Genomic DNA, 26,047 nt, shown 5'->3' on the forward strand with positions numbered 1-26,047 from the left:
CAGTCACAATGAGGACATGGGTCTGATCACGGCTGCCCGCCAGTTCGCGCTGCGCTGGGCGATGCGAAAGAACTCCTCGGGGTTCCCCGACATCACCACGCTGAAGCGGGTGCCGGAGCACCTGACGTACCCCTTGCGTCGCGACGCCGTCGACCCGGTGCCCGAGCTCGCCGCCCAGCGGGCCGTCGCCCCGATCCACGCGCTCGGCGACATCCTCGGGATCAAGATCTGGCTGGTCTCCGGGCACGAGGAGTCCAAGGTCGTCCTGGCCGACATGACGTCGTACTCCAACGACATCCGGCACCTGCTCGGCAACCGCAAGCAGGACAGCGCCGAGGGCGTGGGCGGGCTCGGGTTCACCGACGCCCCCGACCACACCCGGCTGCGCGGCGTGCTGACGCCCGAGTTCACCATGCGCCGGCTGCGCCGGCTCGAGGAGGGCATCGACGAGATCGTGAGCTCCACCCTCGACCGGATGGAGGCCACCGCGGCGGCCGCCGACGGCGTGGTCGACCTGGTCGACGCCTTCGGGTTCGAGATCCCGTTCCGGGTGATCTGCGACCTGCTCGGCATGCCGGAGGACGTCCGCGACGAGTTCCACACCCTCGGCATCGCCCGGTTCGACATCAGCGACGAGGCCGGCGCCGGTGCCGGCGCGTTCGGTGCCGCGACCGAGACCCGCACCTTCCTGATCAACACCGTCAAGGCGCAGCGGGAGAACCCGGGCGAGGGCCTGATCGGTGAGATCATCCGGACCCGCGGCGACGAGTTCGACGACATCGAGCTCGGCGGCCTGGCCGACGGACTCTTCCTCGGCGGCTACGAGACGTCGGCCGCGATGCTGTCGATGGGCGCCTACGTGCTGACCCAGAACCCCGAGGCCTACCGGCTCCTGCGCGAGGGCACGCCCGAGGAGGTCAACACGATCGTCGACGAGCTGTTGCGCTACCTCTGCCCGGTGCAGATCGCGTTCCCCCGGTTCGCCCGCGAGGACCTCGACCTGTTCGGCCACCAGGTGCGCAAGGGCGACGTCGTCATCGTCTCCCTCTCCGGAGCCAACCGCGACCCCCGCGTGATGCCCAACCCGGAGCAGTTCGACCTGCGCAACGCCGAGACGATGAACTTCGCCTTCGGCCACGGCATGCACCGCTGCGTCGGTGCCGAGCTCGCCCGGATGGAGCTGCGCGCCGCCCTCACCGGCCTGTCCAAGCGCTTCCCCAACCTCGCGATGGCGACCGACGACATCGCCAGCCTCGGCTTCCGCGACCTCTCGATCGTCTACGGCCTCGACCGCCTCCCCGTCCACCCCCACGGAGCCTCGGTCCCCGCCTGAGCCCTTCGCCGACTTGAGGGTTCCGGCCGCCGAGTTGAGGGTTGTGACCGCCGACTTGAGGGTTGTGACCGCCGACTTGAGGTTTCAGGCAGGAAGCTGGGGCGGGAACCAGCGCTGGTCCACGCCCGGAGTCTGGAGCCCGGCCGCGTAGCGGTAAATGTTCGCCTGGAGGTACGCCGACAGCGCCGATGAGATCGCGTAGCAGAAGCAGACCCCGATCAGGCCGGCAACCAGCACGAGTGCGCCGATCACAGCGCTCACGCCGGACGTGCTGATCAGCACGATGCCGCCGACAACGGCGACACCGATCGAGCTGAACGACAACACAGCCCAGGGCAGGGCGAGCGTGACGTTGCCGATCACGGTCACTCCGAAGTGGCGTCGAAGCACCCCGGCCGAACGCTTCAGGGTCTCGAGCGGCATGGTGCCCTCGACCATGATCACCGGCGTGGCGAAGACCGTGGCCACCGCCCACCCGAGGTTGAGGGTGAGGGCAGCGACGAGACCACCCATCCCCGTCCTTTCGAGCATTCGGACCCCAGCGCCCACGAACGTCGAGACCAGCGCCCAGGCGAGCAGCTGGCGGCGGCGTCCCCACGCGATCCGGCAGGCTTCCCGCACTGTCACGGGCTGACCCTCGGCGCGCTGCATCGCCGCGCCGATCACCGCTCCCATCACGAACTGCATGATGAAGGTCGAGGCGCCGAACGCCGCCGCCGCGACGAGCACGCCGCGCAGCCCGTCACCCTGCCAGGCAGGCAAGGTGTGTCCGATGGTGGCGGCAGGGATCAGAATCGCTGCACTCGCGAGCGCCGAGACGACCCCGCCGAGGAAGAGGAACACGATCATCCAGCGGTCGGCGAAGACCATCCGGTAGGTGGCCTCAGCCAGCTGGGCCGACGGCTTGAAGGTCGTCCGCTTCATCTTCCGAAAACGCCAGCGCTTGTCCGGACCGTCAGGAGCGTGCACGTACTGGGTCCATTCGTCCCCGTCCCAGTACCGGAGCTGCGAACGGTCCTGGTAGTCGGGATACCAACCGGGTGCGTGGACGGGCATCACAGCTCCTTCGAGATCGGTCGCCTGATGCTAGCGACGAACCCTCAACTCGGCGACCACAACCCTCAAGTCGGCTGCAGGAACCCTCAAGTCGGCGAAGGGCGGAGGGCGAAGGGGGCTAAGGGCGGGTGGTCTCCAGGACCCGGAAGCCCTTGGCGCTGCCGGTGCGGGAGGTCGGGAAGCCCTGGTTCGTGATCCAGGTCTGGAGGGAGTCGGCGCCGAGGTTCTTGCCGACCACCATCACCGCGCGGCCGTCCGGGGTGAGGTGCGGGAGCCAGGTCAGGAGCAGCTCGTGCAGGGCGTCCTTGCCGATCCGTATCGGCGGGTTCGACCAGATCTCGTCCCACTCCCCCGTGGCCTGATCGGGCACGACGGCGCGGTAGTTCTTGAGGCCCAGCCGAGAAGCGTTCTCGTTGGCCAGCAGGAGAGCCCGCTCGTTGACGTCGACCCCGACGACCTCGACCTCGGGCAGCAGGGTGGCGAGGACGAGCCCGATGACGCCGTACCCGCAGCCGAGGTCCAGGATCCGCGCCCCGGCGGGCAGCACGGGCGGCTCGGTCTCCTTGAAGAGCACCGAGGTGCCGATGTCGAGCCGGCCGCGGGCGAACACGCCTGAGCCCGAGACCAGGTCGTAGGAGCGGTCCCAGACCTCGGCGGTCAGCGGGATCCGCTCGAACGGCACCGACGGGTCGGCGGTGAAGTAGTGCTCCTCGCTCACTGCGCGACCTCCTCCACGGTGCGGCGGTTCTTGGTGATCAGCAGCCGCCCCTCGAGCTCGGTGTCGAGCGGGTAGCCGACCTCCTCGAGCGTGAGGCCGCGCGGGGAGGCGATGTGGATGGAGCTGGAGCGGGTCTGCGCCTCGAGCTGCTCGCGCGCCCAGGCGACGTCCTTGCGACCCTCCCCGATCGCGAGCAGGCAGCCCACCAGCGAGCGCACCATCGAGTGGCAGAAGGCGTCGGCGAGCACGGTGGCGCACGCCGTCCCGTCGGGCTCCCGTTCCCAGCGCAGCTCGCGCAGCTCACGGATCGCGGTGGAGCCCTCGCGCGCCTTGCAGAACGTGGTGAAGTCGCGCAGCCCGACCAGGTCGGCGGCGGCGCGGTTCATCGCGTCGAGGTCCAGCGGCCGCGGCCAGTGCAGCACGTGGCTGCGCCGCAGCGGGTCGTACGACGTCGTGGCGTCCGCGACCCGGTAGGCGTAGCGCCTCCACGTGGCTGAGAACCGGGCGTCGAAGTGGGGCGGCGCGACGACGGCACCGTGGATCCGGATGTCGGGCGGGAGGATCCCGTTGAGCCGCCGCACCAGGGCGTCCACGGGGGCCTGCGGCGACCGTCCCGCGGACTCCACGAGCACCGACTCATCGACGTCGACGTGGCAGACCTGACCGCGCGCGTGGACACCGGTGTCGGTGCGGCCGGCGACGGTCACCCAGACGTCGGGGAGACGGAACGCGCGGGCGAGGGCGGCCTGGAGCTCGCCCTGCACGGTGCGCAGGTCCGGCTGGAGCGCCCAGCCGTGGAAGTCAGTGCCGTCGTAGGCGAAGTCGATCCGGATCCGCACCGCGCGATTCTCCCAGAGATCGCTCATCGTCCGGTCATCGTGACCAGGCCTCGGCGACGAGGAGCTGCGCCTCGGCCAGGGTCAGACCGGCAGCACGCGCTTGGGCGACGTACGCCTGCGCGCCGCGGGTCACGTCGGAGTCGCCGGCCGCGGCGGTGCGGGCGATGAAGGTGCCGCGGCGACCCTCGGTCGCGATCACCCCGTCGGACTCGAGCGCTCGGTACGCCTTGGCCACCGTGTTGGTCGCCAGGCCGAGCTGCTCGGCCAGGGCCCGCACCGTGGGGAGCCGGGTGCCGGCCGGCAGGTCACCGGAGGTCGCACGCGTCGCGATCTGGGTGCGCAGCTGCTCGAACGGGGGGACCGAGGAGAAGGGATCGAGCGGTTCGACCGGGCTGGCGTCCATGGACGGCATCGTAGAAGCACGAACGCCCGCCATCCACGAGGGATGGCGGGCGTTCGGTGACGAGACGTCAGAGGCTCAGGCCTCCGTGGTCTCCTCGGTGGCTTCCTCGACTGCAACAGTCTCGGTGGTCTCCTCGGCAGCAGCCTCGACGACCTCGGTCTCCTCGACCGGGGTCTCCTCGACCGGAGCGGCCGCGGGGGCCTCGGCCTTGGCGGCCTTGGCCTTGGCCGGCTTCGGGGCGTACGCCTCGGTCACCAGCTCGATGACCGCCATGGGGGCGTTGTCGCCCTTGCGCGGACCGACCTTGGTGATGCGGGTGTAGCCACCGGGACGCTCGGCGAACGTCGGAGCGATCTCGGTGAAGAGAACGTGCACGACCGACTTGTCGCGGATGGTCTTGAGGACCTCGCGGCGGTTGTGCAGGTCGCCCTTCTTGGCCTTGGTGATCAGCTTCTCCGCGACCGGACGCAGGGTGCGCGCCTTGGCCTCGGTGGTGGTGATCCGGCCGTGCTCGAACAGCGCCGTGGCGAGGTTCGAGAGGATGAGCCGCTGGTGCGCGGGCGAACCGCCGAGGCGGGCACCCTTCTTGGGAGTAGGCATGGCCTGTTCCTTTCAAATCCGGCCGTGTGAGGTACCGGGTCGACCCCGCTCAGGTGTGAGTGGGGATTTGATGAGCCGGGGCGACGGTCGCCGCCCCGGCGGGGTTCATCAGTACTGCTCGTCCTCGACGAACGCGTCGTCGTCGTCGTCGCCGTAGGCGGCGAGGGCAGCGGTCGGGTCGAAGCCCGGGGCGCTGTCCTTGAGCGAGAGGCCCATCTCGTGCAGCTTCAGCTTGACCTCGTCGATCGACTTGGCACCGAAGTTGCGGATGTCGAGCAGGTCCTGCTCCGAGCGACCGATGAGCTCACCCACGGTGTGGATGCCCTCGCGCTTGAGGCAGTTGTAGGAGCGGACGGTGAGGTTGAGGTCCTCGACCGGCAGGGCCAGGTCGGCAGCGAGCTGCTCGTCGACCGGGCTCGGACCGATGTCGATGCCCTCGGCCTCGACGTTGAGCTCCCGGGCGAGCCCGAAGAGCTCGACCAGGGTCTTGCCGGCCGACGCGAGCGCGTCACGCGGCGCGATGGACGGCTTCGACTCGACGTCGATGATCAGCTTGTCGAAGTCGGTGCGCTGCTCGACACGAGTCGCCTCGACCTTGTAGCTGACCTTGAGCACCGGCGAGTAGATCGAGTCGACCGGGATGCGGCCGATCTCGTTGTCCGCGCCCTTGTTCTGGACGGCGGAGACGTAGCCACGGCCACGCTCGACGACGAGCTCGAGCTCGAGCTTGCCCTTGTCCGAGAGGGTCGCGATCTTCAGGTCGGTGTTGTGCACCTCGACACCGGCCGGGGGCGCGATGTCAGCGGCGGTGACGTCACCAGCACCCGACTTGCGCAGGTACATGGTGACCGGCTCGTCGTGCTCGGAGGAGACGACGAGGCCCTTGAGGTTCAGGATGATCTCGGTGACATCCTCCTTGACGCCCTCGATGGTCGAGAACTCGTGGAGAACGCCGTCGATCTTGATGCTCGTGACCGAGGCACCCGGGATCGAGGAGAGCAGCGTGCGACGAAGGCTGTTGCCCAGGGTGTAACCGAAGCCCGGCTCGAGGGGCTCGATGATGAACCGCGAGCGGAACTCGTCGACGGTCTCTTCCGACAGGGTGGGACGCTGTGCGATCAGCACTGTGGGTTTCCTTCCCGGACCTACCCTCTATATGACAGGCCCGAACTAACTGATTGGCGACAGAACCGACTCTTCCACGCTTCCGCGAGGAAGTGGTGCCAACGGCGCCCCACGCGGAGTGGGGCGCCGATGACGGGTGAAGATCAGAGCTTCGAGTAGTACTCGACGATGAGCTGCTCGGTGACCTGGGTGTCGATCTGAGCCCGGGTCGGGAGCTGGTGGACCAGAACGCGCATGCGGTTCGGGAACGCCTCGAGCCACGCCGGAACGACGCGCTCGCCGTGGGTCTCGCGAGCCACGATGAACGGGGTCATCCCCCAGCTCTTCTCACGGACGTCGATGACGTCGTGAGCGGAGACCTGGTACGACGGGATGTTGACCTTCTTGCCGTTGACCAGGAAGTGGCCGTGGACCACGAGCTGGCGAGCGTGACGGCGGGTGCGGGCGAAGCCCGCGCGGTACACCACGTTGTCGAGACGGGTCTCGAGGAGCTGGAGCAGGTTCTCGCCGGTCTTGCCGGAGCGACGGTGCGCCTCGGCGTAGTAGTTGGCGAACTGCTTCTCAAGGACGCCGTAGGCGAAGCGAGCCTTCTGCTTCTCCTGCAGCTGCGAGCGGTACTCGCTCTCCTTGATCCGCGCGCGACCGTGCTGGCCGGGCGGGTAGGGACGGCGCTCGAACGACGAGTCGCCACCGACGAGGTCCACGCCGAGACGGCGGGACTTGCGGGTCATGGGGCCGGTGTAACGGGCCATTTCAAGTCTCTCTTTCTACGTCTCAGAAGGGATCAAACGCGACGGCGCTTGGGCGGGCGGCAGCCGTTGTGCGGGGTCGGCGTGACGTCCTGGATGGTGCCGACCTCAAGGCCGATGGCACCGAGCGAACGGATCGCGGTCTCGCGGCCCGAACCCGGACCCTTGACGAAGACGTCGATCTTCTTCATGCCGTGGTCCATGGCACGACGACCAGCGGCCTCGGCGGCCATCTGAGCGGCGAACGGGGTGGACTTGCGCGAGCCCTTGAAGCCGACGGTGCCGGCGCTGGCCCACGAGATCACAGCCCCGGTGGGGTCGGTGATCGTGACGATCGTGTTGTTGAACGTGCTCTTGATGTGGGCTTCGCCCTGAGCGATGTTCTTCTTCTCCTTGCGGCGGACCTTGGTCTTCGCCGCAGCCTGACGGCTCTTGGGAGGCATGCAGTTCTCCTGTGAGTGGCTGGTGTATGTATCGAGTGAAAGCCGGGATCAAACGCGCGAGCGCGTCAGATCACTTGGCCTTCTTCTTGCCGGCAACGGTGCGCTTCGGGCCCTTGCGGGTACGAGCGTTCGTCTTGGTGCGCTGTCCGCGGACCGGAAGGCCCATGCGGTGACGGCGACCCTGGTAGCTGCCGATCTCGATCTTGCGACGGATGTCGGCCTGAACTTCACGACGGAGGTCACCCTCGATCGTCAGGTTCCGGGCTTCGATCTCCTTCGCCAGGGCGACCAGCTCGTCCTCGGAGAGAGCGTGGACGCGGGTGTTGGGGTCAACACCGGTGGCGGCCAGCAGCTGCTGCGAGGTGGTACGGCCAATGCCGTAGATGTAGGTGAGAGCGATCTCGACGCGCTTGTCGCGCGGGAGGTCAACACCAACGAGGCGTGCCATGTTGATTCCTTCGTGTTTCAGCAGGGGTGTCTGTCGATGTGCGTCCCAGGTGGCGCCTGAGCCCCGGCCTCTGCTCCGGGGGTGCTTCGGTCGTGAGACCTAGCAACATCGATATGTGTATTCAGTTGTAGCCACCGGCGAACCGGTGTGCGATCAGCCCTGGCGCTGCTTGTGGCGCGGGTTCTCGCAGATCACCATGACGCGGCCGTGGCGACGGATCACCTTGCACTTGTCACAGATCGGCTTGACGCTGGGGTTGACCTTCATGGCCGGCCCCTTTCTATGTCGTAGCGGCTACTTGTACCGGTAGACGATGCGACCACGAGTCAGGTCGTACGGCGACAGCTCCACCACCACGCGGTCCTCAGGGAGGATGCGGATGTAGTGCTGGCGCATCTTGCCGCTGATGTGGGCGAGCACCTTGTGACCGTTGCTCAGCTCCACGCGGAACATCGCATTGGGCAGGGCTTCAGTGATCGTGCCCTCGAGCTCGATCACGCCTTCTTTCTTCGGCATGTCCTCACTAACTGTTCGTCGGTCATCTACCGTTCGACCCGGGAACCTCCTCCTCGGTTGAGGAGGTGGACCTCGTGAAGCCGTCCGACCCGCCGGATCCCCGCGCTTCGCACGGATCGCCGCTAGGCATGCCAGACAGACCCCACGTTGGGCCGACGCACCAGTCTAGGACCGGCGTCGAACGATTCGCTAATTCACGAGCAGCCGGAGCGTCTGCTCACGGCCGGGCGCCGTCCGCGGGTCGGTCCCCCGCAGGGCCCCACCGATCGGGTTCACCATCACCTCGTCGACCCCGAACTCGGCCGCGGTCTCGGCCAGCCGACGTCGAGCGCCGGCGGCGTCGTCAATGATCCACGATCGACGCATCGTGTCCAGCATCCCCGCCTGCCCCTCCGCGATCGGGGTGTCCTCGGCGTCCTCGATCACCTGCTGGGGACCCAGCGGCGCCCCGGTGCGCAGCCGCAGCATGGCGAGCAGCTGGGGCAGGGCCATCCGCTCGGCCTCGGCGGCCGTCTCGGCGGCCACCACGTTCACGGTGAGGAACGTCCGCGGCTCCGGGTGTGCCTCGCTCGGCACGTACGTGCGGCGGTAGAGATGGAGGGCCTCGGCGGTGCCGGTGCCGGCGAAGTGGTGCGCGAAGACGTAGGGCAGTCCCTTCTGGGCGGCCAGGGCGGCGGCGTACTGGCTCGAGCCGAGCAGCCACAGCTCCGGGGCGCTGGCCGCGGCCGGGGTCGCGCGCAGCGGGTGGGTCCGGCCCGCGACCGAGACCGAGACGCCGGCCGGGTCCATCATCGCGGCCAGGTCGTCGAGGATCTCGGGGAACCGGCTGACCGTGTCGTCGGCGTCGGCCGGCCCGGCGTGGCGCAGCGCCCAGGCGGTGACCGGGTCGGTGCCGGGTGCCCGACCGACCCCCAGGTCGATCCGACCGGGGAAGGCGGCCTCGAGCAGGGCGAACTGCTCGGCGACGACGAGTGGCGCGTGGTTGGGCAGCATCACCCCGCCCGAGCCGACCCGGAGCCGCTCGGTCGCGCCGGCGACGAGGGCGATCAGGACGGCGGGGTTGGTCGCGGCCACCGCCGCCATGTTGTGGTGCTCCGCCACCCAGTAGCGGTGGTAGCCGAGCTCGTCGGCGAGGCGGGCCAGGCCCAGGGTCGCGGCGATCGCGTCGGCGCTGGACTGGTCGGATCGGACCGGGACGAGATCAAGGACGGAGAGTCGCACCTCGGCACAACGCGCTCGACGTACCTGTCGATTCCCGCTCTCCGTTCAGGTCGACACGACCCAGGCGCCGACCACGGTGGGGGCTGAGGACTTCCAGTCCTCCATCCCCGGCAACAGTTCCCCGACCTCCAGCTGGCCGAGGTCGTCGAGGGTGGCCGCCCCGGCTTTGATCCACGCCTCCTTGCGTGCCCACAACTGACTGCGCAAGTGGTCGCTGCCGCCCACCGCCTCGCGTTCGCGCGCCGTCAGAGCCCGGTCGGGCACTCGGCCGACCACCTGGACGTCGATCCCGCACGGCGCCTCGGCGGCGACCGCCGCGACCCAGGCCTCGCCTCCGCGGTGGCTATGACTCAGGCTCACGAAGAGCTCGGGATGACCGACGACGTACGGCGCCCCGTGACCGGTCTCACCGCACCCCGTACATCTCTGCCCGATCTCGAGCCCGGGCCCGGCCGCTGCGTGCAGCACGTCACGCACCAGCAGATGCGCAGCGACGTAGGCCCGACGGGCCGACGGGACGCGGATACGGTCGTGTCGCGCCAGCTCCCACTCGGTGAGGCGGCTGAGGTCAGGCTCGTGTCCGACACGCTCGAATCGGACGACCGGGAGGGGCACGGATCCATCGTGCCAGTCCTCCCCATCCGTCCCAGCAGCCAGGGGCCTGCCATGCTGGCTGAGTTCCCTCTCCCCCAGCGCCCGAGGAGACCCGTGGCACGTCCTGATCGCCCCGCCCCCACCCAGCACGTCCTCACCGTCGAGGAGACCGCCCGGATCTCCCCGCACCTGGTCCGGATCACCTTCAGCGGTCCGAGCGTGGCCGCCTTCCCCGAGACCGGGCACACCGACGCCTACCTGAAGTTCGTCTTCGTCGATCCGGCCCTCGGTCTCACGCCGCCGTACGACGTCCGCGACCTGCGCGCGAACCTGCCGGTGGAGCAGCAACCGGTGGTGCGGACCTACACCATCCGCTGGATCGACCGGGCGAGCTCACGGCTGGCGGTCGACTTCGTCACCCACGGGGACGTCGGCGTGGCCGGTCCGTGGGCGCAGCGGGCCACCGTGGGCGACGTGGCGGTGGCCCAGGGACCGGGCGGCGCCTACGTCCCTGACCCGGCGGCGGCGTTCCACCTGCTGGTCGGTGACCTGTCGGCACTGCCCGCGATCGCCGCAGCCGTCGACGCACTCCCCCAGGACGCCACCGGCCTCGTGCTGCTGGAGGTCGAGGCGGAGGGCGACATCGTCGCCCTGGACGCGCCGGCAGCGGTCGAGGTGCGCTGGCTGCTCAACACCGACCCGAGCGAGGAGTTCCTCGCCTCCGAGCTCGCGGACGCGGCCTGGCCGAGCACGGCCCAGGTGTTCGCGCACGGCGAGCGGGGCGCGATGAAGGCGCTGCGGCGGGTGCTGCGCGAACGCGAGGTCCCGCGGGAGAACCTGTCGATCTCCGCCTACTGGGCCCGCGGACGCACCGAGGACGCCTTCCAGGCGGAGAAGCGCGAGCCGATCGGGCAGATCGACTGAGCCGACAGGCTCAGTCGAGACCGCCATAGAGGTCGCCGAGCCGCTCACGACCGCCATCGAGCGCCGTGAGCACCCAGATGCCACGGTCGGTCAAGGCGAAGGTGTTCTCCCAGTGCGCCGCCCAGGAGCCGTCGTCGGTCTTGACCGTCCAGTCGTCGTCGAGCTCGTGGTTGTGCCGGGAGCCGAGCGTCACCATCGGCTCGCAGCACAGCGCGATCCCGCGCTGCAGCTTCGCGCCGCGGCCGGCCCGCCCGTAGTTCGGCACGTCCGGGTCCATGTGCATCTCGGTGCCGATGCCGTGGCCGAAGTACTCCTCGAGGATGCCGTAGCGCTCCCCGCCGGGCTGGGCGCGGATGAAGCTCTCCACCGCGTGCCCGATGTCGCTCACCCGACCGCCGATCCGCGCCGCCGAGATGCCGGCCCACATGGACTCCTCGGTCACCCGGTTGAGCTCGGCGACCTCGTCGCTCACCGTGCCGACGGCCACGGAGATGGCCGCGTCGCCGTGCCAGCCCTTGCCGGCCGCGTCGGCGATGATCGCGCCGCAGTCGATCGAGATCAGGTCGCCCTCGGCCAGCGGCACGTCGTTCGGGATGCCGTGCACCACCGCGTCGTTGACCGAGGCACAGATCGTGGCCGGAAAGCCGTGGTAGCCCAGGAACGACGGAGTGGCACCCGCCGTCCGGATGGAGTCCTCGGCGATGGCGTCGAGCTCGCGCGGAGTCACACCGGGTGCGACCGCGGCACGCAGCGTCTCCAGCGTCTGCCCCACAACGAGACCAGCTCGCCGCATGACGGCGAGCTGGTCCGGAGTCTTGAGCTGGATCCTGTCCAGGAGGCCCATCAGGCCGAGAACGCCTTCAGAGCGGTGAAGATCCGCTCGGTGACCTCGTTGATCTCGCCGAGCCCGTCGACGTTCGCGACCAGACCGCGCTCGGTGTAGAGCGCGATCAGCGGTGAGGTCTCCAGGGAGTACACCTCCTGGCGGTGACGGATCACGTCCTCGGTGTCGTCGGCACGACCCTCGATCTCGGCCCGCTTGAGCAGTCGAGCCACGACAGCATCGCGATCGGCGGTCAGGACCAGCACCCCGTCGAGGCTCTCGTCCAGGTCGGAAAGGATCCCGTCGAGCGTGTCGACCTGCGCCAGGGTGCGCGGGTAGCCGTCGAGCAGGAAGCCGTCGAGCGCGTCAGCCTGGCTCAGCCGGTCGGCCACCATCTTGTTGGTGACCTCGTCGGGCACGTAGGCGCCACGGTCCATGTAGGACTTGGCCTCGAGACCCAGCGGTGTCCCCTCGGAGACGTTCGCGCGGAATATGTCGCCGGTCGAGATCGCGGGGATCCCGTAGTGCTCGGCGATGAACCGCGCCTGCGTGCCCTTGCCGGCGCCCGGCGGGCCCATGATGATCAGCCTCATCAGCGGAGGAACCCTTCGTAGTTGCGCTGCTGCAGCTGGCTCTCGATCTGCTTCACCGTGTCCAGGGCGACACCGACCATGATCAGGATCGAGGTACCGCCGAACGGGAAGTTGCTGTTGGCGTCGATCAGCGCGAGCGCGATCAACGGGATCAGTGCGATCAGACCGAGGTAGAGCGAGCCCGGCAGCGTGATGCGGGACAGGACGTAGGACAGGTAGTCCTCGGTCGGCTTGCCCGCACGGATACCGGGAATGAAGCCGCCGTACTTCTTCATGTTGTCCGCCACTTCCTTCGGGTTGAAGGTGATGGAGACGTAGAAGTAGGTGAAGAAGACGATGAGCAGGAAGAACGACGCCATGTAGAGCGGGTGGTCACCCTTGACGAAGTAGGTGTTGACCCAGTCGACCCAGGCGGGCGGGTTGGCCTGGTTGGCCTGGAACTGCGCCGCCATCGCCGGCAGGTAGAGCAGCGACGAGGCGAAGATGACCGGGATGACGCCGGCCTGGTTGACCTTGAGCGGGATGTACGTCGACGAGCCGCCGAACATCTTCCGGCCGACCATGCGGCGGGCGTACTGGACCGGGATCCGACGCTGGGCCTGCTCGATGAAGATGACCGCCGCCATCAGCGCGAGGCCGATCACGAGGACCATGCCGAAGACCCACCAGCCCTGCTGCTGCTTCACGGCCCACATGGTGGCCGGGAAGGTCGCGATCACCTGGGTGAAGATGAGGATCGACATGCCGTTGCCGACGCCGCGCTCCGTGATCTGCTCACCGAGCCACATGATCACGGCGGTGCCGGCGGTCAGGGTGATCACCATGACCAGGAACGTGGCGGTGGAGTCGCTGTAGAGCAGGTTCTTGTCACACTGCAGCAGGTTGCCCGACCGAGCCAGCGCCACGATGCCGGTGGCCTGCAGCAGCGCGAGGCCGAGCGTCAGGTACCGGGTGTACTGGGTGATCTTGGTCTGACCGGACTGGCCCTCCTCCTTCAGCCGCTCGAGCCGCGGGATCACCACGACGAGCAGCTGCAGGATGATGCTCGCGGTGATGTAGGGCATGATGCCCAGCGCGAACACGGTCAGCTGGAGCAGGGCTCCACCGGAGAACAGGTTGACCAGGTTGTAGAGCCCGGCACCCGAGCCCTCCTTCGTCAAGTTGATGCAGTCCTCGACATTGGCGACGTTCACGCCAGGAGCCGGCAGCTGGGACCCCGCCCGGAAGATCACGATGACCAACAGGACGAACAGCAACTTGCGACGCAAGTCCGGGGTACGGAACGCGTTCGCGAAAGCGCCAAGCACGGGGTATTCCTCTTCTCGACAATGAGCAGGTCAGGGCCGTGCATCCAGGATGCACTGAGGCCCGGGGAAGCCTAACAGGGGCAGGTACGAAGAAACGCGGCCAGGGTGTCCCTGCGACGACCGGCGTGAGCCGTTCATCGAGGATCCCTGGCCGCGTTCCTACGAAAGCAAACCTCAGGCGACGGTGACCGAGCCGCCAGCGGCCTCGATCTTCTCCTTGGCCGCGGCCGAAGCAGCGTCCACGGTGATGTCGACCTTGACCGAGATCTCGCCTGAACCGAGCACCTTGACGGGCTCGTTCTTCCGGACCAGACCAGCAGCGACCAGGTCCGCGACGGTGACGGTGCCACCGGCCGGGAACGAGTCGTTCAGCTTGTCGAGGTTGACGACCTGGAAGGTCACCTTGAACGGGTTCTTGAAGCCCTTGAGCTTGGGCAGACGCATGTGGATCGGCATCTGGCCACCCTCGAAGGCGACGGGAACCTGGTAGCGAGCCTTCGTACCCTTGGTACCGCGGCCCGCGGTCTTACCCTTGGAACCTTCACCACGACCGACGCGGGTCTTGGCAGTCTTGGCGCCCGGAGCGGGACGCAAGTGGTGCAGCTTGAGAGTCATCTCACTCAACCTCCTCGACCGTCACCAGGTGACGGACGGTGTTGACCATGCCGCGGATCTCCGGGCGGTCTTCCTTGATGACCACGTCGCCGATTCGCTTCAGACCCAGCGAGCGAAGCGTGTCGCGCTGGTTCTGCTTGAGACCGACGAGGCCCCTGTTCTGACGGACCTTGAGCTGAGCCATCACGCACTCACCTCGGCGGTCTCGACCGGAGCGGCGGCAGCCTCAGCGGCAGCCTCCTCGCGGGCCTTCAGCAGGGCGGCCGGAGCCACGTGCTCGAGCGGGAGACCGCGGCGGGCAGCCACAGCTTCCGGCTGCTCGAGCAGGCGAAGCGCCTCGACCGTCGCGTGGACGATGTTGATCTGGTTGGACGAACCGAGCGACTTGCTCAGCACGTCGTGGATGCCGGCGCACTCGAGCACGGCGCGGACCGGACCACCGGCGATCACACCGGTACCGGGGGCAGCCGGACGGAGCAGGACGACGCCGGCAGCCTTCTCACCCTGAACCGGGTGAGGGATGGTGCCGCCGATGCGCGGGACGCGGAAGAAGTTCTTCTTCGCCTCCTCGACGCCCTTGGCGATGGCCGCGGGAACTTCCTTGGCCTTGCCGTAGCCGACGCCGACCAGACCGTCACCGTCACCGACGATCACGAGGGCGGTGAAGCTGAAGCGACGACCACCCTTCACGACCTTGGCGACACGGTTGATCGCGACGACGCGCTCGATGTACGTGCTCTTCTCGGCCTGGCCACCGCGACGATCGTCGCGACCACGGCCGCGACCGTCGCGCTGGCCACGCTGGCCGTCACGCTGGGGAGCGGTTGCGCTCATCAGATGTCCTCTTCTCTCGTTCGCGGTCAGAACTGAAGGCCGCCCTCGCGGGCGCCATCAGCCAGGGCCGCAACGCGACCGGTGTACTTGTTGCCGGCGCGGTCGAAGACGACGCCCTCGATCCCAGCAGCCTTGGCACGCTCAGCGACGAGCTGACCGACGGCCTTGGCCTTGGCGGTCTTGTCGCCGTCACCGGCGCGCAGGTCGGCCTCGAGGGTCGACGCGGACGCGACGGTCTTGCCGACCAGGTCGTCGACCAGCTGGGCCGTGATGTGCTTGGCCGAGCGGGTGACGACGAGGCGCGGACGCTCGGCGGTACCGGAGATCTTCTTGCGACCGCGAACCTGGCGCGCGAGGCGAGCCTTGGTACGGGCAGCGGTGTGCTTGTTGTTGGACAGCGAGATGGCCATGGTCACTTACCAGCCTTTCCGACCTTGCGGCGGACGTTCTCGCCGGCGTAACGAACACCCTTGCCCTTGTACGGCTCGGGCTTGCGGAGCTTGCGGATGTTGGCCGCAACCTCGCCGACCTGCTGCTTGTCGATACCGACGACGCCGAGCTTGGTCGGACCCTCAGTGGTGAAGGTGATGCCCTCGGGGGCGTCGAAGATGATCACGTGGCTGTAACCGAGCTGGAACTCCAGCTGGGTCGGGCTCTTCGGCAGCACGCGGTAACCGACGCCGACGATCTCGAGCTTCTTCTCGTAGCCCTCGGTGACACCGACGACCATGTTGGAGATCAGCGTGCGGGAGAGGCCGTGAAGCGACTTCGACAGGCGCTCGTCGTCGGGGCGCTTGACGTCGAGGACGCCGTCACCCTTCTCGACGGTGATCGGCTCGGCGACGACGTGCGTCAGCGAACCCTTGGGGCCCTTGACCGTGACGGTCTGGCCTTCGATCTGGACATCCACGTTCCCGGGAACCGGGACGGGAAGCTTTCCAATGCGAGACATGCTCTTGGTTTCCTTCCGTTATTCCCGGGTCACCAGACGTAGGCGAGGACTTCGCCGCCCACGCCCTTCTGGTTGGCCTGACGGTCGGTGAGCAGTCCCTGGCTGGTGGAGATGATCGCCACGCCGAGGCCGCCGAGGACACGCGGAAGACCGGTGTGCTTGGCGTAGACGCGGAGGCCGGGCTTGCTGATGCGGCGCACGCCGGCGAGCGAACGCTCACGGTTGCGGCCGTACTTGAGGGTGAGGGTGAGGGTCTTGACGACCTCGCCCTCGGCGGGGTCCTTGACCTCGAAGGAGGCGATGTAGCCCTCCTGGAGGAGGATCTCGGCAACGCCCTGCTTGATCTTGCTGTGCGGCATCGTCACAGCATCGTGGTACGCCTGGTTGGCGTTACGCAGACGGGTCAGCATGTCTGCGATCGGGTCAGTCATCGTCATGATTGCTTACTTTCTCGAAGTGGTTTCGCACAGCCAGCGAGGGCTGGAGCGACCTGCTTTGACTAGAAGTTGGGAGTCACCAGCTGGACTTGGTCACGCCGGGGAGCTCGCCACGGTGGGCCATCTCACGCAGGCAGATACGGCACAGGCCGAACTTCCGGAAGACGGCCTTCGGGCGGCCACACCGCTGGCAGCGGGTGTAGCCACGAACGGCGTACTTCGGCTTGCGCGCAGCCTTGACCTTGAGCGCGGTCTTCGCCATGTCAGTTCTCCTTGAACGGGAAGCCGAGCGCCTTCAGCAGCGCGCGACCCTCGTCGTCGTTGGTGGCAGAGGTAACCAGGGTGATGTCCATACCGCGGGTACGGTCGATCTTGTCCTGGTCGATCTCGACGAACATGACCTGCTCGTTGAGACCGAAGGTGTAGTTGCCCCGGCCGTCGAACTGGTTGGGGTTGAGACCACGGAAGTCCCGGATGCGGGGAAGCGCGAGCGCCAGCAGGCGGTCGAGGAACTCCCACATGCGGTCGCCACGCAGGGTGACGTGCGCGCCGATCGGCATGCCCTCACGCAGCTTGAACTGCGCGATCGACTTCTTGGCCCGGTTGACGAGCGGCTTCTGGCCGGTGATCGCGGTGAGGTCCTTGATGGCCCCCTCGATCAGCTTCGAGTCCTTGGCGGCCTCGCCGACACCCATGTTGACCACGATCTTGGTCAGACCGGGGATCTGCATGACGTTGGCGATCTCGAACTGCTGCTGCAGCGCCGGGGCGATCTCGCTCCGGTAGCGCGCCTTGAGGCGCGGCTGAGTGGCGGTGTCAGTCATCTCAGATCTCCTTGCCGCTCTTGCGCGACACGCGGACGCTGCGCTCGGCCGAGTAGGTCGAACCGTCGGGGCGGCGCTTGGTGACCGCGTCGCGACGGAAGCCGATCCGGACGGGCTTGCCGTCCTCGAGCAGCTGAACGTTCGAGACGTGGATCGGGGCCTCAGCCGCGACGATCCCGCCCTGGGTGGACTGGCCGGCAGCGTTCTGCCCAGCCTTGACGTGGCGCTTGATGATGTTCACGCCCTCGACGATGACGCGGTCCTCGTCGCGGAAGACGCGGATGACCTTGCCGGTCGCACCCTTGTCCTTGCCCGCGAGAACCTTGACCTCGTCACCGGTCTTGATGTTGAACGACTTACCGGGCATCACAGCACCTCCGGGGCGAGCGAGATGATCTTCATGAACTTCTTCTCGCGCAGCTCACGACCGACGGGGCCGAAGATACGGGTGCCACGCGGCTCACCGTCGTTCTTCAGGATGACGGCCGCGTTCTCGTCGAAGCGGATGTAGGAACCGTCGGGCCGACGGCGCTCCTTGACGGTGCGCACGATGACAGCCTTGACGACGTCACCCTTCTTGACGTTGCCGCCCGGGATCGCGTCCTTGACAGTGGCGACAATCGTGTCACCGATGCCGGCGTAGCGACGACCAGAGCCACCGAGAACGCGGATGCAGAGAATTTCCTTGGCACCCGTGTTGTCGGCGACCTTGAGCCGCGACTCCTGCTGAATCATGGATAACTCCTTGTCGAGCCGGTTCTCGCACGCATCCAGGGCGTACGAGCCTTGCCGAACTGATGTGGTTTGTTTACCCGAACGAGCGCCGGGAACACTTAAGTGTCCCCGGCACCCGGTCAGATGGTCAATTTGGCGGCGAGGGAGCCGCCGATGTCACTTGGCGCAGGGCGCCAGGCTCACTTGGCCTTCTCGATGATCTCGATCAGGCGCCACCGCTTGGTGGCCGACAGCGGGCGGGTCTCCATGACCAGCACGCGGTCGCCGATGCCGGCGCTGTTCTGCTCGTCGTGCGCCTTGAGCTTGCTCGTGCGACGCATGACCTTGCCGTACAGCGGGTGCTTCACGCGGTCCTCGACAACGACGACGATGGTCTTCTCCATCTTGTCGCTGACGACGAGGCCCTCACGCACCTTGCGGCTGTTGCGCTCTTCAGTCTGCTCAGTGGTCTCAGCCATGATCAGGCCTCCTCGTTGTTCGCGCCCGGAGCGGTCCGGATACCGAGCTCGCGCTCACGCACCACGGTGTAGATCCGAGCGATGTCCTTCTTGACCGTGCGAAGGCGACCGTGGCTCTCCAGCTGGCCGGTGGCCGCCTGGAAGCGGAGGTTGAACAGCTCCTCCTTGGACTCACGGAGCTTCGCCTCGAGGTCAACGTCGTTGAGCTCGTCGAGCTCGTTCGCGGTGATCTGGTTTGCCATCAGAACTCACCAGCCTCTCGCGTAATGAACCGGCACTTCATGGGGAGCTTGTGGATCGCGCGGCGCATGGCCTCGCGGGCCACGTCCTCCGGCACACCGGAAAGCTCGAACATGACACGGCCGGGCTTGACGTTGGCGACCCACCACTCGGGGGAACCCTTACCGGAACCCATGCGGGTCTCGGCAGGCTTCTTGGTCAGCGGGCGGTCCGGGTAGATGTTGATCCACACCTTGCCGCCACGCTTGATGTGACGCGTCATGGCGATACGAGCCGACTCGATCTGTCGGTTGGTCACGTAGTGACCCTCGAGCGCCTGGATACCGAAGTCACCGAAGGCGAGCGAGGTGCCGCCCTTGGCAGCGCCATCCCGCTTGGGGTGGTGCTGCTTGCGGTGCTTGAGCCGACGGGGCATCAGCATGGGGTCAGCCCTCCTGGGTCTCGGTCGGAGCGGCAGCGGCCTCGACGCTCGCCTCAGCGGCGGGCGCCTCGACAGCAGCCTCGGAACGGGCGCCACGCGAGCCACGGCTCGGGCGGTCGTTGCCACCACGGGCCGGGCGACCGCTGCGACCGGGGACGCCGGCGCGGGCAGCCTGCTGGGCCTGACGCTCGGCGCGGCTGCCGGACACCTCACCCTTGTAGATCCAGACCTTGACGCCGATGCGGCCGAAGGTGGTCCGGGCCTCGTAGAAGCCGTAGTCGATGTCGGCACGCAGCGTGTGCAGCGGGACGCGACCCTCGCGGTAGAACTCGGTCCGCGACATCTCAGCACCGTTCAGACGACCCGAGCACTGGATACGGATGCCCTTGGCGCCCGAACGCATCGTGGTCTGCATCGCCTTGCGCATGGCGCGACGGAACTGGACACGGCCGGAGAGCTGCTCGGCCACACCCTGGGCGACCAGCTGAGCGTCGACCTCGGGGTTCTTGACCTCGAGGATGTTCAGCTGGACCTGCTTGCCGGTGAGCTTCTCGAGCTCGGTCCGGATCCGGTCGGCCTCGGCGCCGCGGCGACCGATGACGATGCCCGGACGGGCCGTGTGGATGTCGACACGCACGCGGTCACGGGTGCGCTCGATCTCGACGCGGGCGATACCAGCGCGCTCCATGCCCTTGGCAAGAAGCTTGCGGATGGCGACGTCCTCGCCGACGTACGACTTGTAGAGCTTGTCGGCGTACCAACGCGACTTGTGGTCCGTCGAGATGCCGAGGCGGAAGCCGTTGGGGTTGATCTTCTGACCCATTAGTTCACTTCACCTTCTTGACGACATCGGCAGGCTGCACGGCCAGGGTGATGTGGCTGGTGCGCTTGTTGATGCGCGTGGCGCGGCCCTGGGCCCGGGGGCGCCAGCGCTTCATGGTCGGACCCTCGTCCACCATGGCCACCGACACGATCAGGTCGCGACGGTTGAGGCCTTCGGTGGTCTCGGCGTTGGCGATCGCGCTCTCGAGGACCTTGTAGACGGTCTCCGAGGCGGCCTGCGGCGCGAACTGCAGCAGGGACAGGGCGTCGTCGACCGGGAGGCCACGAACCATGTCGACCACACGACGGGCCTTCAGCGGGGTGATCCGCACGAAGCGGGCACTCGCGAAGGAACCGACCTGGTCGCCGAGGACGGACTCGCGACGGGCGCTGACGCGACGGCGCTCAGTGGTGCTCATCGACGCTTCCCCTTCCGGTCTTCCTTGACGTGACCCTTGTAGGTCCGCGTCGGTGCGAATTCGCCCAGCTTGTGGCCGACCATCGAGTCGGTGATGAAGACCGGGACGTGCTTGCGACCGTCGTGCACCGCGATCGTGTGTCCGATGAAGGACGGCAGGATCATGGAGCGGCGCGACCAGGTCTTGATGACGTTCTGGGTGCCCTTGTCGTTCTCGGCGTCCACCTTCTTCTCGAGGTGGCCGTCGACGAAGGGACCCTTCTTCAGGCTGCGAGGCATTGGACTACTCCCCTATCAACGCTTGTTCTTGCCGGACTTGCGGCGTCGGATGATGAGGGCGTCAGATGCCTTGCGGCGGCGCGTGCGGCCCTCCGGCTTACCCCACGGGGAGACGGGGTGACGTCCACCGGACGTCTTACCCTCACCACCACCGTGCGGGTGGTCGACCGGGTTCATGACCACACCACGGACGGTCGGGCGAACGCCCTTCCACCGCATGCGGCCGGCCTTACCCCAGTTGATGTTCGACTGCTCGGCGTTGCCGACCTCGCCGATCGTCGCGCGGCAGCGCACGTCGACGTAGCGCATCTCGCCCGAGGGCAGACGCAGCGTCGCGCGGCTACCCTCACGGGCGACCAGCTGGGCCGACATACCGGCCGAACGAGCCATCTTCGCGCCACCACCGGGGCGGAGCTCGATCGCGTGGATCGTGCTACCGACGGGGATGTTGCGCAGCGGCAGGTTGTTGCCCACCTTGATGTCGGCGGTCGGACCGGCCTCGATGACCGTGCCCTGCGACAGGTCCTTCGGCGCGATGATGTAGCGCTTCTCGCCGTCGGCGTAGTGCAGCAGCGCGATCCGGGCGGTGCGGTTGGGGTCGTACTCGATGTGAGCGACCTTGGCCGGCACGCCGTCCTTGTCGTAGCGCTTGAAGTCGATCACGCGGTAGGCACGCTTGTGCCCGCCGCCCTTGTGACGGGTGGTGATGCGACCCTGGTTGTTGCGACCGCCGGTCTTGGAGAGCGGGCGAACCAGCGACTTCTCCGGCGTGGTCCGGGTGATCTCGACGAAGTCGGCCACCGAGGAGCCGCGACGGCCCGGGGTAGTCGGCTTGTACTTGCGAATAGCCATTGTTCGATCAGTCCTTAGTCAAGACCCGGTCAGGCGACCGGACCCCCGAAGATGTCGATGCGGTGGCCCTCAGCGAGTGAAACGATGGCGCGCTTGGTGTCCTTGCGCTTGCCCAGGCCGAACTTGGTGCGACGCACCTTGCCCTTCCGGTTGATCGTGTTCACCGACGTGACCTTGACGTTGAACACCTTCTCGACCGCGATCTTGATCTCGGTCTTGTTGGCGTCGGGGTGCACCAGGAAGGTGTACTTGTTCTGGTCGAGGAGCCCGTAGCTCTTCTCCGAGACGACCGGCGCGAGCAGGATGTCGCGGTGGTCCTTGTGCAGGGTGCTCACTGGGCAATCTCCTTACTTGCGGCCTTCTTCGCCACGAACGCGTCGAACGCGCCCTTGGTGAAGACGAGGTCGTCAGCGGCCAGCACGTCGTACGCGTTGAGCTGGTCGGCAGCGATCAGGTGGACCTCCGGCGCGTTGCGCAGGGAGAGCCAGGTGATCTCGTCGTCGCGCTCAAGAACCACGAGGAACTTGTGACGCTCGGTCAAACCGCGCAGACCCTCGAGGGCCGACTTGGTCGACGGCTTGTCGGCGACGCCGAAGCCCTCGACCACGTGGACGCGGTTGTTCGCGGCGCGGTCCGAGAGAGAGCCGAGCAGAGCCGCGGCGATCATCTTCTTGGGGGTGCGCTGCGAGTAGTCACGCGGCTGCGGGCCGTGCACGATGCCACCGCCGGCGAACTGCGGAGCACGCGTCGAACCCTGACGGGCGCGGCCGGTGCCCTTCTGCTTGTAGGGCTTGCGACCACCACCGCGCACGTCGGCGCGGGTCTTGGTGGCGTGCGTGCCCTGACGCGCAGCAGCCTGCTGGGCGACGACGACCTGGTGGATCAGCGGGATGTTGACCGGAACGCCGAAGATGTCGGCGGGCAGGTCGACCTTGACAGTCTTGAGAGCCATGGTCACTTCTCCGTCTTCTTCGCGGCGGAGCGCAGAACCAGCAGACCGCCGCGGGGGCCGGGAACGGCGCCCTTGAGCAGGATGAGGCCCTTCTCCACGTCGACGGCGTGCACGGTGAGGTTCTGGGTGGTGACAGTGTCAGTACCCATGTGACCCGCCATGCGGACGCCCTTGAACACGCGGCCGGGGGTGGCGCAGGCGCCGATGGAGCCCGGCTTGCGGTGGTTGCGGTGAGCACCGTGGGACGCCGAGACGCCGTGGAATCCGTGGCGCTTCATGACACCGGCGAAACCCTTACCCTTCGAGGTGCCGGTGACGTCGATGACGTCGCCCTCGGCGAAGGTGTCAACGGCGATCTCCTGGCCGACCGTGTAGCCAGCAGCGTCCGCGGTGCGGATCTCGGCGACGTGGCGGCGCGGGGTGGTACCGGCCTTGGCGAACTGGCCGGCGACCGGCTTGGTCACCTTCCGGCTCGCGATCTCGCCGAAGCCGACCTGGATGGCGTTGTAGCCATCGACCTCGGGCTGGCGGATCTTGGTCACGATGTTGGTCGACGCGACAACGACGGTCACCGGGATGACCTTGTTGTTCTCGTCCCAGACCTGGGTCATGCCGAGCTTGGTGCCGAGCAGTCCCTTGACGTTACGTTCGAAAGTCATGTCGTCACCCGCCTCAGAGCTTGATCTCGATGTCGACACCCGCCGGGAGGTCCAGGCGCATGAGGGAGTCGACAGTCTTGGGGGTCGGGTCGATGATGTCGATGAGGCGCTTGTGGGTGCGCATCTCGAAGTGCTCGCGAGAGTCCTTGTACTTGTGGGGCGAGCGAATAACGCAGTAGACGTTCTTCTCGGTCGGCAACGGCACCGGGCCGGCAACCTTCGCACCCGTGCGCGTGACCGTGTCGACGATCTTGCGCGCCGAGGTGTCGATGACCTCGTGGTCGTAGGCCTTGAGCCTGATGCGGATCTTCTGTCCCGCCATCTGTCTCTCTCGTCCTTCTCTTCAGCAGCTCCGACCCCCGCGGTCGGGCGTGTCGCGAGTGTTTCGCGCACCACGCCCTTGTCAGGGACGGTCTGCTCGGTTTGGTCTACGCCTGCCAGGGGACTGTCAGGCTGAATCGGGTCTCCGTCAGCACGGACACAGCCCGACCACTGACACACGACTGAGCGCGAGGCTCAGGAGAAGCGATTCAGTAATCAAGATGTAGCCGCGCTCCGGAAACCTGCCGGAGCAACTCGGAAAGTCTGCCACCGTCTCGCACCGGCGCCAAATCGGCGACGGCAGGCGGAATAACGATGGCATCTGGTCGAGCCAGGCACCAGCATGAGGCCTGTGGCAGCGTCCGATCAAGTTCTGGCACCCGTACGACGGCCGCGACTGCACCGGGCGTGGCCGATCGCCGCGGTCACGCTGCTGACCCTGGTCGCGGCGGCAGGGTTCCGCAGCTCGACCGGTGCCCTCCTGATCCCGCTCGAGGAGGACTTCGGCTGGTCCCGGACGGTCACCTCCGGCGCGGTCTCGCTCAACCTGATCGTCTACGGCCTCACCGCCCCGTTCGCGGCCGCGCTGATGGGTCGGTTCGGGATGCGCCGGGTCGTCCCCCTGGCGCTGCTGCTGACCGCGGCCGGCGCCGGTCTGGCCGTGGTGATGACCGAGCCGTGGCACCTGTGGGTGCTGTGGGGCTTCGTGGTGGGGATCGGCACCGGCGCCCTGGCGCTCGTCTTCGGGGCGATCGTGGCCAACCGCTGGTTCGCCACCCGGCGCGGACTGGTGACCGGTGTCTTCTCGGCGGCCAGCTCGACGGGCCAGCTGGTCTTCCTGCCGCTGATCGCGGTGCTGGCCGACGGTCCGGGCTGGCGGTGGGCGGCGCTCCTGGTCGCCGGGTTCGCGCTGCTGCTGGCACCGGTGGTCTGGCTGGTGATGCGTGACTCCCCCGGCGACGTCGGCACGACGCCGTACGGCTCCCCGCCCGAGGTCGTGCCGGTGGTGGTGCCACGCACGGAGGGCGCCGCCAGGCTCGCGCTGACCACGCTGGCGTTCGCCTCGCGCCGCTGGACGTTCTGGGCGCTGTTCGCGACGTTCTGGGTGTGCGGGTGGTCGACCAACGGCCTGATCGGCACCCACTTCATCCCCGCGGCCCACGACCACGGCATGGCCGAGACCACCTCGGCCGGCCTGCTGGCCCTGATCGGGATCTTCGACATCGTGGGCACGATCGCCTCGGGCTGGCTCACCGACCGGGTCGATCCGCGCCTGCTGCTGTTCCTCTACTACCTGTTGCGCGGGCTCTCGCTGCTCTGGGTGGACCAGCTCCTCGGCGAGACCATCCACCCGAGTCTCTTCCTGTTCGTCCTCTTCTACGGGCTCGACTGGGTCGCGACCGTGCCGCCGACCGTCGCGCTGTGTCGGATCCACTTCGGGCTGGAGAGTTCCGCGGTCGTGTTCGGGTGGGTCTTCGCGGCGCACATGGTCGGCGCCGGGGTCGCTGCGAGCTTCGCCGGATGGACCCGGGACAGCACCGGTTCCTACCTCGCGGCCTGGATCACGGCGGGGGTGCTGTGCCTGGTCGCCGCGGGCGTCTGCCTGACCATTCCTGCGGCTCGGAACGGTGCCGGAGCGCGGATCGACGATTCGGAGGCACCACGAAGCGCGGGTTAGCGTGCCGGAATGTCCGAGAAGATGACCTCACGCCTCCGGCTCGCCGCGCTGGTGTCGATCCTCGCCTGCTTGCTGCCCCTCGTGCCTGCCCCCGCCCAGGCCCTGGCCTGCGGTCGGGTGAGCGGCTGCACCCGCTTCGAGCTCGTCTCCGCCGGTGCCACCTACGGCTGGTACCCGGTCGCGTGGCGCTACGAGTTCAAGGGTGGCCGCACCGAACCGAAGCAGTGGAAGATCCGCGGACGCGCCTCCCAGTACCAGCAGAACGGCATGCTGACCATCGTCGGCAAGCCCGGCGTGCACAGCCGCGAGGTGGCCTCGACCTGGTCGGGTGTCTCCTACAGCCAGGGCCGTTGGGAGTCCCGGATGCGCACCCGGACCTACGGCAAGGGGACGCCGTTCCGGGTTCAGCTGGCGCTCGTGCCGGCCAACCACAAGCAGCGGTACTGCGGTGCTCAGGACGTCACCTTCCTCGACTACACCCCGAAGCGTCGCTCGACGGTCAAGGTCGCCGCCCACACCCGACCCGCGCTGAGCTTCACCTACAAGAAGTCGCTGTCCCGTCCGGTCGGCGGCGACGAGTGGCACGTCTTCGGCGTCGAGGTCACCAAGAAGCACATCGCCTGGTTCATCGACGGCCGGGTCGCCGCGATCGAGAAGCGCCCGGCGGCACTCTCCCGGGCCGCCTTCACCATGCAGGCCCGGTTGATCCCGACCGAGGGCGCCACCATGGAGAAGACCCGGCTCCAGCTCGACTGGGCCCGCTACTGGAGCATGAAGAAGAAGGGCAAGGCGCTCGGCAAGGCGCCCGCTCCTCGCCAAACCGTGAATAAGGCCGCCTGCTGACGGGTACCGTCCCTC

41 protein-coding genes are annotated in these 26,047 nt (G+C 67.7%); 4 read left to right on the forward strand and 37 right to left on the reverse strand.

From position 1 onward, the window contains the following. Window positions 1–16 precede the first annotated feature (16 nt). A complete protein-coding gene (locus ACZ5J1_RS13445) occupies window positions 17–1,333 on the forward strand; it encodes a cytochrome P450 (RefSeq protein ID WP_464559603.1) in 1,317 nt (438 codons plus the stop codon). Window positions 1,334–1,417: 84 nt separating this feature from the next. Here the strand turns inward: ACZ5J1_RS13445 and ACZ5J1_RS13450 are convergent, their stop codons facing one another. The 13 genes from ACZ5J1_RS13450 to ACZ5J1_RS13510 form a co-directional block, all read right to left on the reverse strand. Next, complete coding sequence (locus tag ACZ5J1_RS13450) at window positions 1,418–2,389, reverse strand: DUF6159 family protein (protein WP_464559605.1); 972 nt, start codon at window positions 2,387–2,389, stop codon at window positions 1,418–1,420. 118 nt (window positions 2,390–2,507) lie between these two features. Continuing rightward, the gene (locus ACZ5J1_RS13455; protein WP_464559607.1) at window positions 2,508–3,107 is read right to left on the reverse strand and encodes a class I SAM-dependent methyltransferase; all 600 of its coding nucleotides are present in this window, start codon (window positions 3,105–3,107) and stop codon (window positions 2,508–2,510) included. Further along, entirely contained in the window at window positions 3,104–3,973 is an 870-nt protein-coding gene (gene truA, locus ACZ5J1_RS13460) for a tRNA pseudouridine(38-40) synthase TruA (RefSeq protein WP_464559609.1), read from the reverse strand. The genes ACZ5J1_RS13455 and truA overlap by 4 nt, the downstream gene beginning before the upstream one ends. Window positions 3,974–3,980: 7 nt before the next feature. Continuing rightward, entirely contained in the window at window positions 3,981–4,349 is a 369-nt protein-coding gene (locus ACZ5J1_RS13465) for a GntR family transcriptional regulator (RefSeq protein ID WP_464559611.1), read from the reverse strand. Window positions 4,350–4,424: 75 nt separating this feature from the next. Then, on the reverse strand, window positions 4,425–4,949 hold the full coding sequence (gene rplQ / locus ACZ5J1_RS13470) for a 50S ribosomal protein L17 (protein WP_464559613.1): 525 nt from the start codon (window positions 4,947–4,949) through the stop codon (window positions 4,425–4,427). 108 nt (window positions 4,950–5,057) lie between these two features. Beyond that, window positions 5,058–6,074 (reverse strand): DNA-directed RNA polymerase subunit alpha, encoded by a 1,017-nt coding sequence (locus tag ACZ5J1_RS13475; RefSeq protein ID WP_464559614.1) that lies wholly within the window; start codon window positions 6,072–6,074, stop codon window positions 5,058–5,060. A gap of 143 nt (window positions 6,075–6,217) precedes the next feature. Further along, on the reverse strand, window positions 6,218–6,826 hold the full coding sequence (rpsD, locus tag ACZ5J1_RS13480; protein WP_464559616.1) for a 30S ribosomal protein S4: 609 nt from the start codon (window positions 6,824–6,826) through the stop codon (window positions 6,218–6,220). Between the two features lie 32 nt (window positions 6,827–6,858). Continuing rightward, complete coding sequence (rpsK, locus tag ACZ5J1_RS13485; protein WP_017932823.1) at window positions 6,859–7,266, reverse strand: 30S ribosomal protein S11; 408 nt, start codon at window positions 7,264–7,266, stop codon at window positions 6,859–6,861. Between the two features lie 70 nt (window positions 7,267–7,336). Beyond that, window positions 7,337–7,714 (reverse strand): 30S ribosomal protein S13, encoded by a 378-nt coding sequence (gene rpsM / locus ACZ5J1_RS13490; protein ID WP_464559619.1) that lies wholly within the window; start codon window positions 7,712–7,714, stop codon window positions 7,337–7,339. A gap of 153 nt (window positions 7,715–7,867) precedes the next feature. After that, the gene (gene rpmJ / locus ACZ5J1_RS13495) at window positions 7,868–7,981 is read right to left on the reverse strand and encodes a 50S ribosomal protein L36 (protein WP_004008316.1); all 114 of its coding nucleotides are present in this window, start codon (window positions 7,979–7,981) and stop codon (window positions 7,868–7,870) included. A gap of 27 nt (window positions 7,982–8,008) precedes the next feature. Beyond that, window positions 8,009–8,230, reverse strand: a complete 222-nt coding sequence (infA, locus tag ACZ5J1_RS13500) for a translation initiation factor IF-1 (RefSeq protein ID WP_026145687.1) — start codon at window positions 8,228–8,230, stop codon at window positions 8,009–8,011. Window positions 8,231–8,419: 189 nt separating this feature from the next. Next, complete coding sequence (locus ACZ5J1_RS13505) at window positions 8,420–9,451, reverse strand: LLM class flavin-dependent oxidoreductase (protein WP_464559621.1); 1,032 nt, start codon at window positions 9,449–9,451, stop codon at window positions 8,420–8,422. A gap of 45 nt (window positions 9,452–9,496) precedes the next feature. Continuing rightward, on the reverse strand, window positions 9,497–10,066 hold the full coding sequence (locus ACZ5J1_RS13510; RefSeq protein WP_464559623.1) for a 4'-phosphopantetheinyl transferase family protein: 570 nt from the start codon (window positions 10,064–10,066) through the stop codon (window positions 9,497–9,499). A 93-nt stretch (window positions 10,067–10,159) separates the two neighbouring features. Here ACZ5J1_RS13510 and ACZ5J1_RS13515 point away from each other — a divergent pair, with 93 nt between their 5' ends. Beyond that, a complete protein-coding gene (locus tag ACZ5J1_RS13515; RefSeq protein WP_464559625.1) occupies window positions 10,160–10,969 on the forward strand; it encodes a siderophore-interacting protein in 810 nt (269 codons plus the stop codon). A 10-nt stretch (window positions 10,970–10,979) separates the two neighbouring features. Here ACZ5J1_RS13515 and map read toward each other — a convergent pair whose 3' ends face one another. From map to rpsJ, 24 genes are all read right to left on the reverse strand, one after another. Then, window positions 10,980–11,813: a type I methionyl aminopeptidase gene (gene map, locus ACZ5J1_RS13520; RefSeq protein WP_464559627.1), complete on the reverse strand. Its 834-nt coding sequence runs from the start codon at window positions 11,811–11,813 to the stop codon at window positions 10,980–10,982. Then, window positions 11,813–12,385: an adenylate kinase gene (locus tag ACZ5J1_RS13525; protein ID WP_464559629.1), complete on the reverse strand. Its 573-nt coding sequence runs from the start codon at window positions 12,383–12,385 to the stop codon at window positions 11,813–11,815. The genes map and ACZ5J1_RS13525 overlap by 1 nt, the downstream gene beginning before the upstream one ends. After that, window positions 12,385–13,692, reverse strand: coding sequence for a preprotein translocase subunit SecY (gene secY / locus ACZ5J1_RS13530; RefSeq protein WP_464559630.1), 1,308 nt, complete (start codon window positions 13,690–13,692; stop codon window positions 12,385–12,387). The genes ACZ5J1_RS13525 and secY overlap by 1 nt, the downstream gene beginning before the upstream one ends. 174 nt (window positions 13,693–13,866) lie before the next feature. Next, entirely contained in the window at window positions 13,867–14,307 is a 441-nt protein-coding gene (gene rplO / locus ACZ5J1_RS13535) for a 50S ribosomal protein L15 (RefSeq protein ID WP_464559632.1), read from the reverse strand. Window position 14,308: 1 nt separating this feature from the next. Continuing rightward, window positions 14,309–14,491: a 50S ribosomal protein L30 gene (gene rpmD, locus ACZ5J1_RS13540; RefSeq protein WP_464559634.1), complete on the reverse strand. Its 183-nt coding sequence runs from the start codon at window positions 14,489–14,491 to the stop codon at window positions 14,309–14,311. Continuing rightward, window positions 14,491–15,141 carry a 30S ribosomal protein S5 gene (gene rpsE, locus ACZ5J1_RS13545; protein WP_464559636.1) on the reverse strand — a complete coding sequence of 217 codons (651 nt, stop codon included), beginning with the start codon at window positions 15,139–15,141 and terminating at the stop codon, window positions 14,491–14,493. Before rpsE ends, rpmD begins: the two co-directional genes overlap by 1 nt. Before the next feature lie 26 nt (window positions 15,142–15,167). Continuing rightward, the gene (rplR, locus tag ACZ5J1_RS13550) at window positions 15,168–15,551 is read right to left on the reverse strand and encodes a 50S ribosomal protein L18 (protein ID WP_464559638.1); all 384 of its coding nucleotides are present in this window, start codon (window positions 15,549–15,551) and stop codon (window positions 15,168–15,170) included. A 2-nt stretch (window positions 15,552–15,553) separates the two neighbouring features. Beyond that, window positions 15,554–16,093, reverse strand: coding sequence for a 50S ribosomal protein L6 (gene rplF, locus ACZ5J1_RS13555; RefSeq protein ID WP_464559640.1), 540 nt, complete (start codon window positions 16,091–16,093; stop codon window positions 15,554–15,556). Between the two features lie 29 nt (window positions 16,094–16,122). Next, window positions 16,123–16,530, reverse strand: a complete 408-nt coding sequence (rpsH, locus tag ACZ5J1_RS13560; protein ID WP_464559642.1) for a 30S ribosomal protein S8 — start codon at window positions 16,528–16,530, stop codon at window positions 16,123–16,125. Window positions 16,531–16,606: 76 nt separating this feature from the next. Beyond that, entirely contained in the window at window positions 16,607–16,792 is a 186-nt protein-coding gene (locus tag ACZ5J1_RS13565; RefSeq protein ID WP_464559644.1) for a type Z 30S ribosomal protein S14, read from the reverse strand. 1 nt (window position 16,793) lies between these two features. Then, a complete protein-coding gene (gene rplE, locus ACZ5J1_RS13570) occupies window positions 16,794–17,354 on the reverse strand; it encodes a 50S ribosomal protein L5 (RefSeq protein WP_464559646.1) in 561 nt (186 codons plus the stop codon). 1 nt (window position 17,355) lies between these two features. Then, window positions 17,356–17,721 (reverse strand): 50S ribosomal protein L24, encoded by a 366-nt coding sequence (gene rplX, locus ACZ5J1_RS13575; protein WP_464559648.1) that lies wholly within the window; start codon window positions 17,719–17,721, stop codon window positions 17,356–17,358. Beyond that, window positions 17,721–18,089, reverse strand: a complete 369-nt coding sequence (gene rplN / locus ACZ5J1_RS13580) for a 50S ribosomal protein L14 (protein WP_136436435.1) — start codon at window positions 18,087–18,089, stop codon at window positions 17,721–17,723. Before rplN ends, rplX begins: the two co-directional genes overlap by 1 nt. A 179-nt stretch (window positions 18,090–18,268) precedes the next feature. Next, entirely contained in the window at window positions 18,269–18,547 is a 279-nt protein-coding gene (gene rpsQ, locus ACZ5J1_RS13585; RefSeq protein ID WP_464559650.1) for a 30S ribosomal protein S17, read from the reverse strand. Between the two features lie 2 nt (window positions 18,548–18,549). Further along, entirely contained in the window at window positions 18,550–18,789 is a 240-nt protein-coding gene (gene rpmC / locus ACZ5J1_RS13590; protein ID WP_464559652.1) for a 50S ribosomal protein L29, read from the reverse strand. Continuing rightward, complete coding sequence (rplP, locus tag ACZ5J1_RS13595; protein WP_464559654.1) at window positions 18,789–19,208, reverse strand: 50S ribosomal protein L16; 420 nt, start codon at window positions 19,206–19,208, stop codon at window positions 18,789–18,791. Before rplP ends, rpmC begins: the two co-directional genes overlap by 1 nt. A gap of 4 nt (window positions 19,209–19,212) precedes the next feature. Then, window positions 19,213–20,031: a 30S ribosomal protein S3 gene (rpsC, locus tag ACZ5J1_RS13600; protein WP_464559656.1), complete on the reverse strand. Its 819-nt coding sequence runs from the start codon at window positions 20,029–20,031 to the stop codon at window positions 19,213–19,215. Between the two features lie 4 nt (window positions 20,032–20,035). Further along, window positions 20,036–20,449, reverse strand: coding sequence for a 50S ribosomal protein L22 (rplV, locus tag ACZ5J1_RS13605; RefSeq protein ID WP_464559658.1), 414 nt, complete (start codon window positions 20,447–20,449; stop codon window positions 20,036–20,038). Next, window positions 20,446–20,727 (reverse strand): 30S ribosomal protein S19, encoded by a 282-nt coding sequence (rpsS, locus tag ACZ5J1_RS13610; protein WP_227782483.1) that lies wholly within the window; start codon window positions 20,725–20,727, stop codon window positions 20,446–20,448. Before rpsS ends, rplV begins: the two co-directional genes overlap by 4 nt. A 15-nt stretch (window positions 20,728–20,742) precedes the next feature. Then, entirely contained in the window at window positions 20,743–21,579 is an 837-nt protein-coding gene (gene rplB, locus ACZ5J1_RS13615) for a 50S ribosomal protein L2 (RefSeq protein ID WP_464559660.1), read from the reverse strand. Window positions 21,580–21,608: 29 nt separating this feature from the next. Then, window positions 21,609–21,914, reverse strand: coding sequence for a 50S ribosomal protein L23 (gene rplW / locus ACZ5J1_RS13620; protein WP_464559662.1), 306 nt, complete (start codon window positions 21,912–21,914; stop codon window positions 21,609–21,611). Then, window positions 21,911–22,531: a 50S ribosomal protein L4 gene (gene rplD / locus ACZ5J1_RS13625; protein ID WP_464559664.1), complete on the reverse strand. Its 621-nt coding sequence runs from the start codon at window positions 22,529–22,531 to the stop codon at window positions 21,911–21,913. The genes rplW and rplD overlap by 4 nt, the downstream gene beginning before the upstream one ends. A gap of 2 nt (window positions 22,532–22,533) precedes the next feature. Continuing rightward, window positions 22,534–23,190 (reverse strand): 50S ribosomal protein L3, encoded by a 657-nt coding sequence (gene rplC, locus ACZ5J1_RS13630; protein ID WP_464559666.1) that lies wholly within the window; start codon window positions 23,188–23,190, stop codon window positions 22,534–22,536. 13 nt (window positions 23,191–23,203) lie between these two features. Beyond that, window positions 23,204–23,512: a 30S ribosomal protein S10 gene (rpsJ, locus tag ACZ5J1_RS13635; RefSeq protein ID WP_008360994.1), complete on the reverse strand. Its 309-nt coding sequence runs from the start codon at window positions 23,510–23,512 to the stop codon at window positions 23,204–23,206. Between the two features lie 351 nt (window positions 23,513–23,863). Between rpsJ and ACZ5J1_RS13640 the strand changes: the two genes are divergently transcribed. Together ACZ5J1_RS13640 and ACZ5J1_RS13645 are read left to right on the forward strand one after the other, a co-directional pair. Continuing rightward, the gene (locus ACZ5J1_RS13640) at window positions 23,864–25,189 is read left to right on the forward strand and encodes an MFS transporter (RefSeq protein WP_464559668.1); all 1,326 of its coding nucleotides are present in this window, start codon (window positions 23,864–23,866) and stop codon (window positions 25,187–25,189) included. 9 nt (window positions 25,190–25,198) lie between these two features. Further along, a complete protein-coding gene (locus tag ACZ5J1_RS13645) occupies window positions 25,199–26,032 on the forward strand; it encodes a hypothetical protein (RefSeq protein WP_464559670.1) in 834 nt (277 codons plus the stop codon). Window positions 26,033–26,047 lie beyond the last annotated feature (15 nt).

This window comes from Nocardioides sp. JCM 18999 (assembly GCF_055391175.1).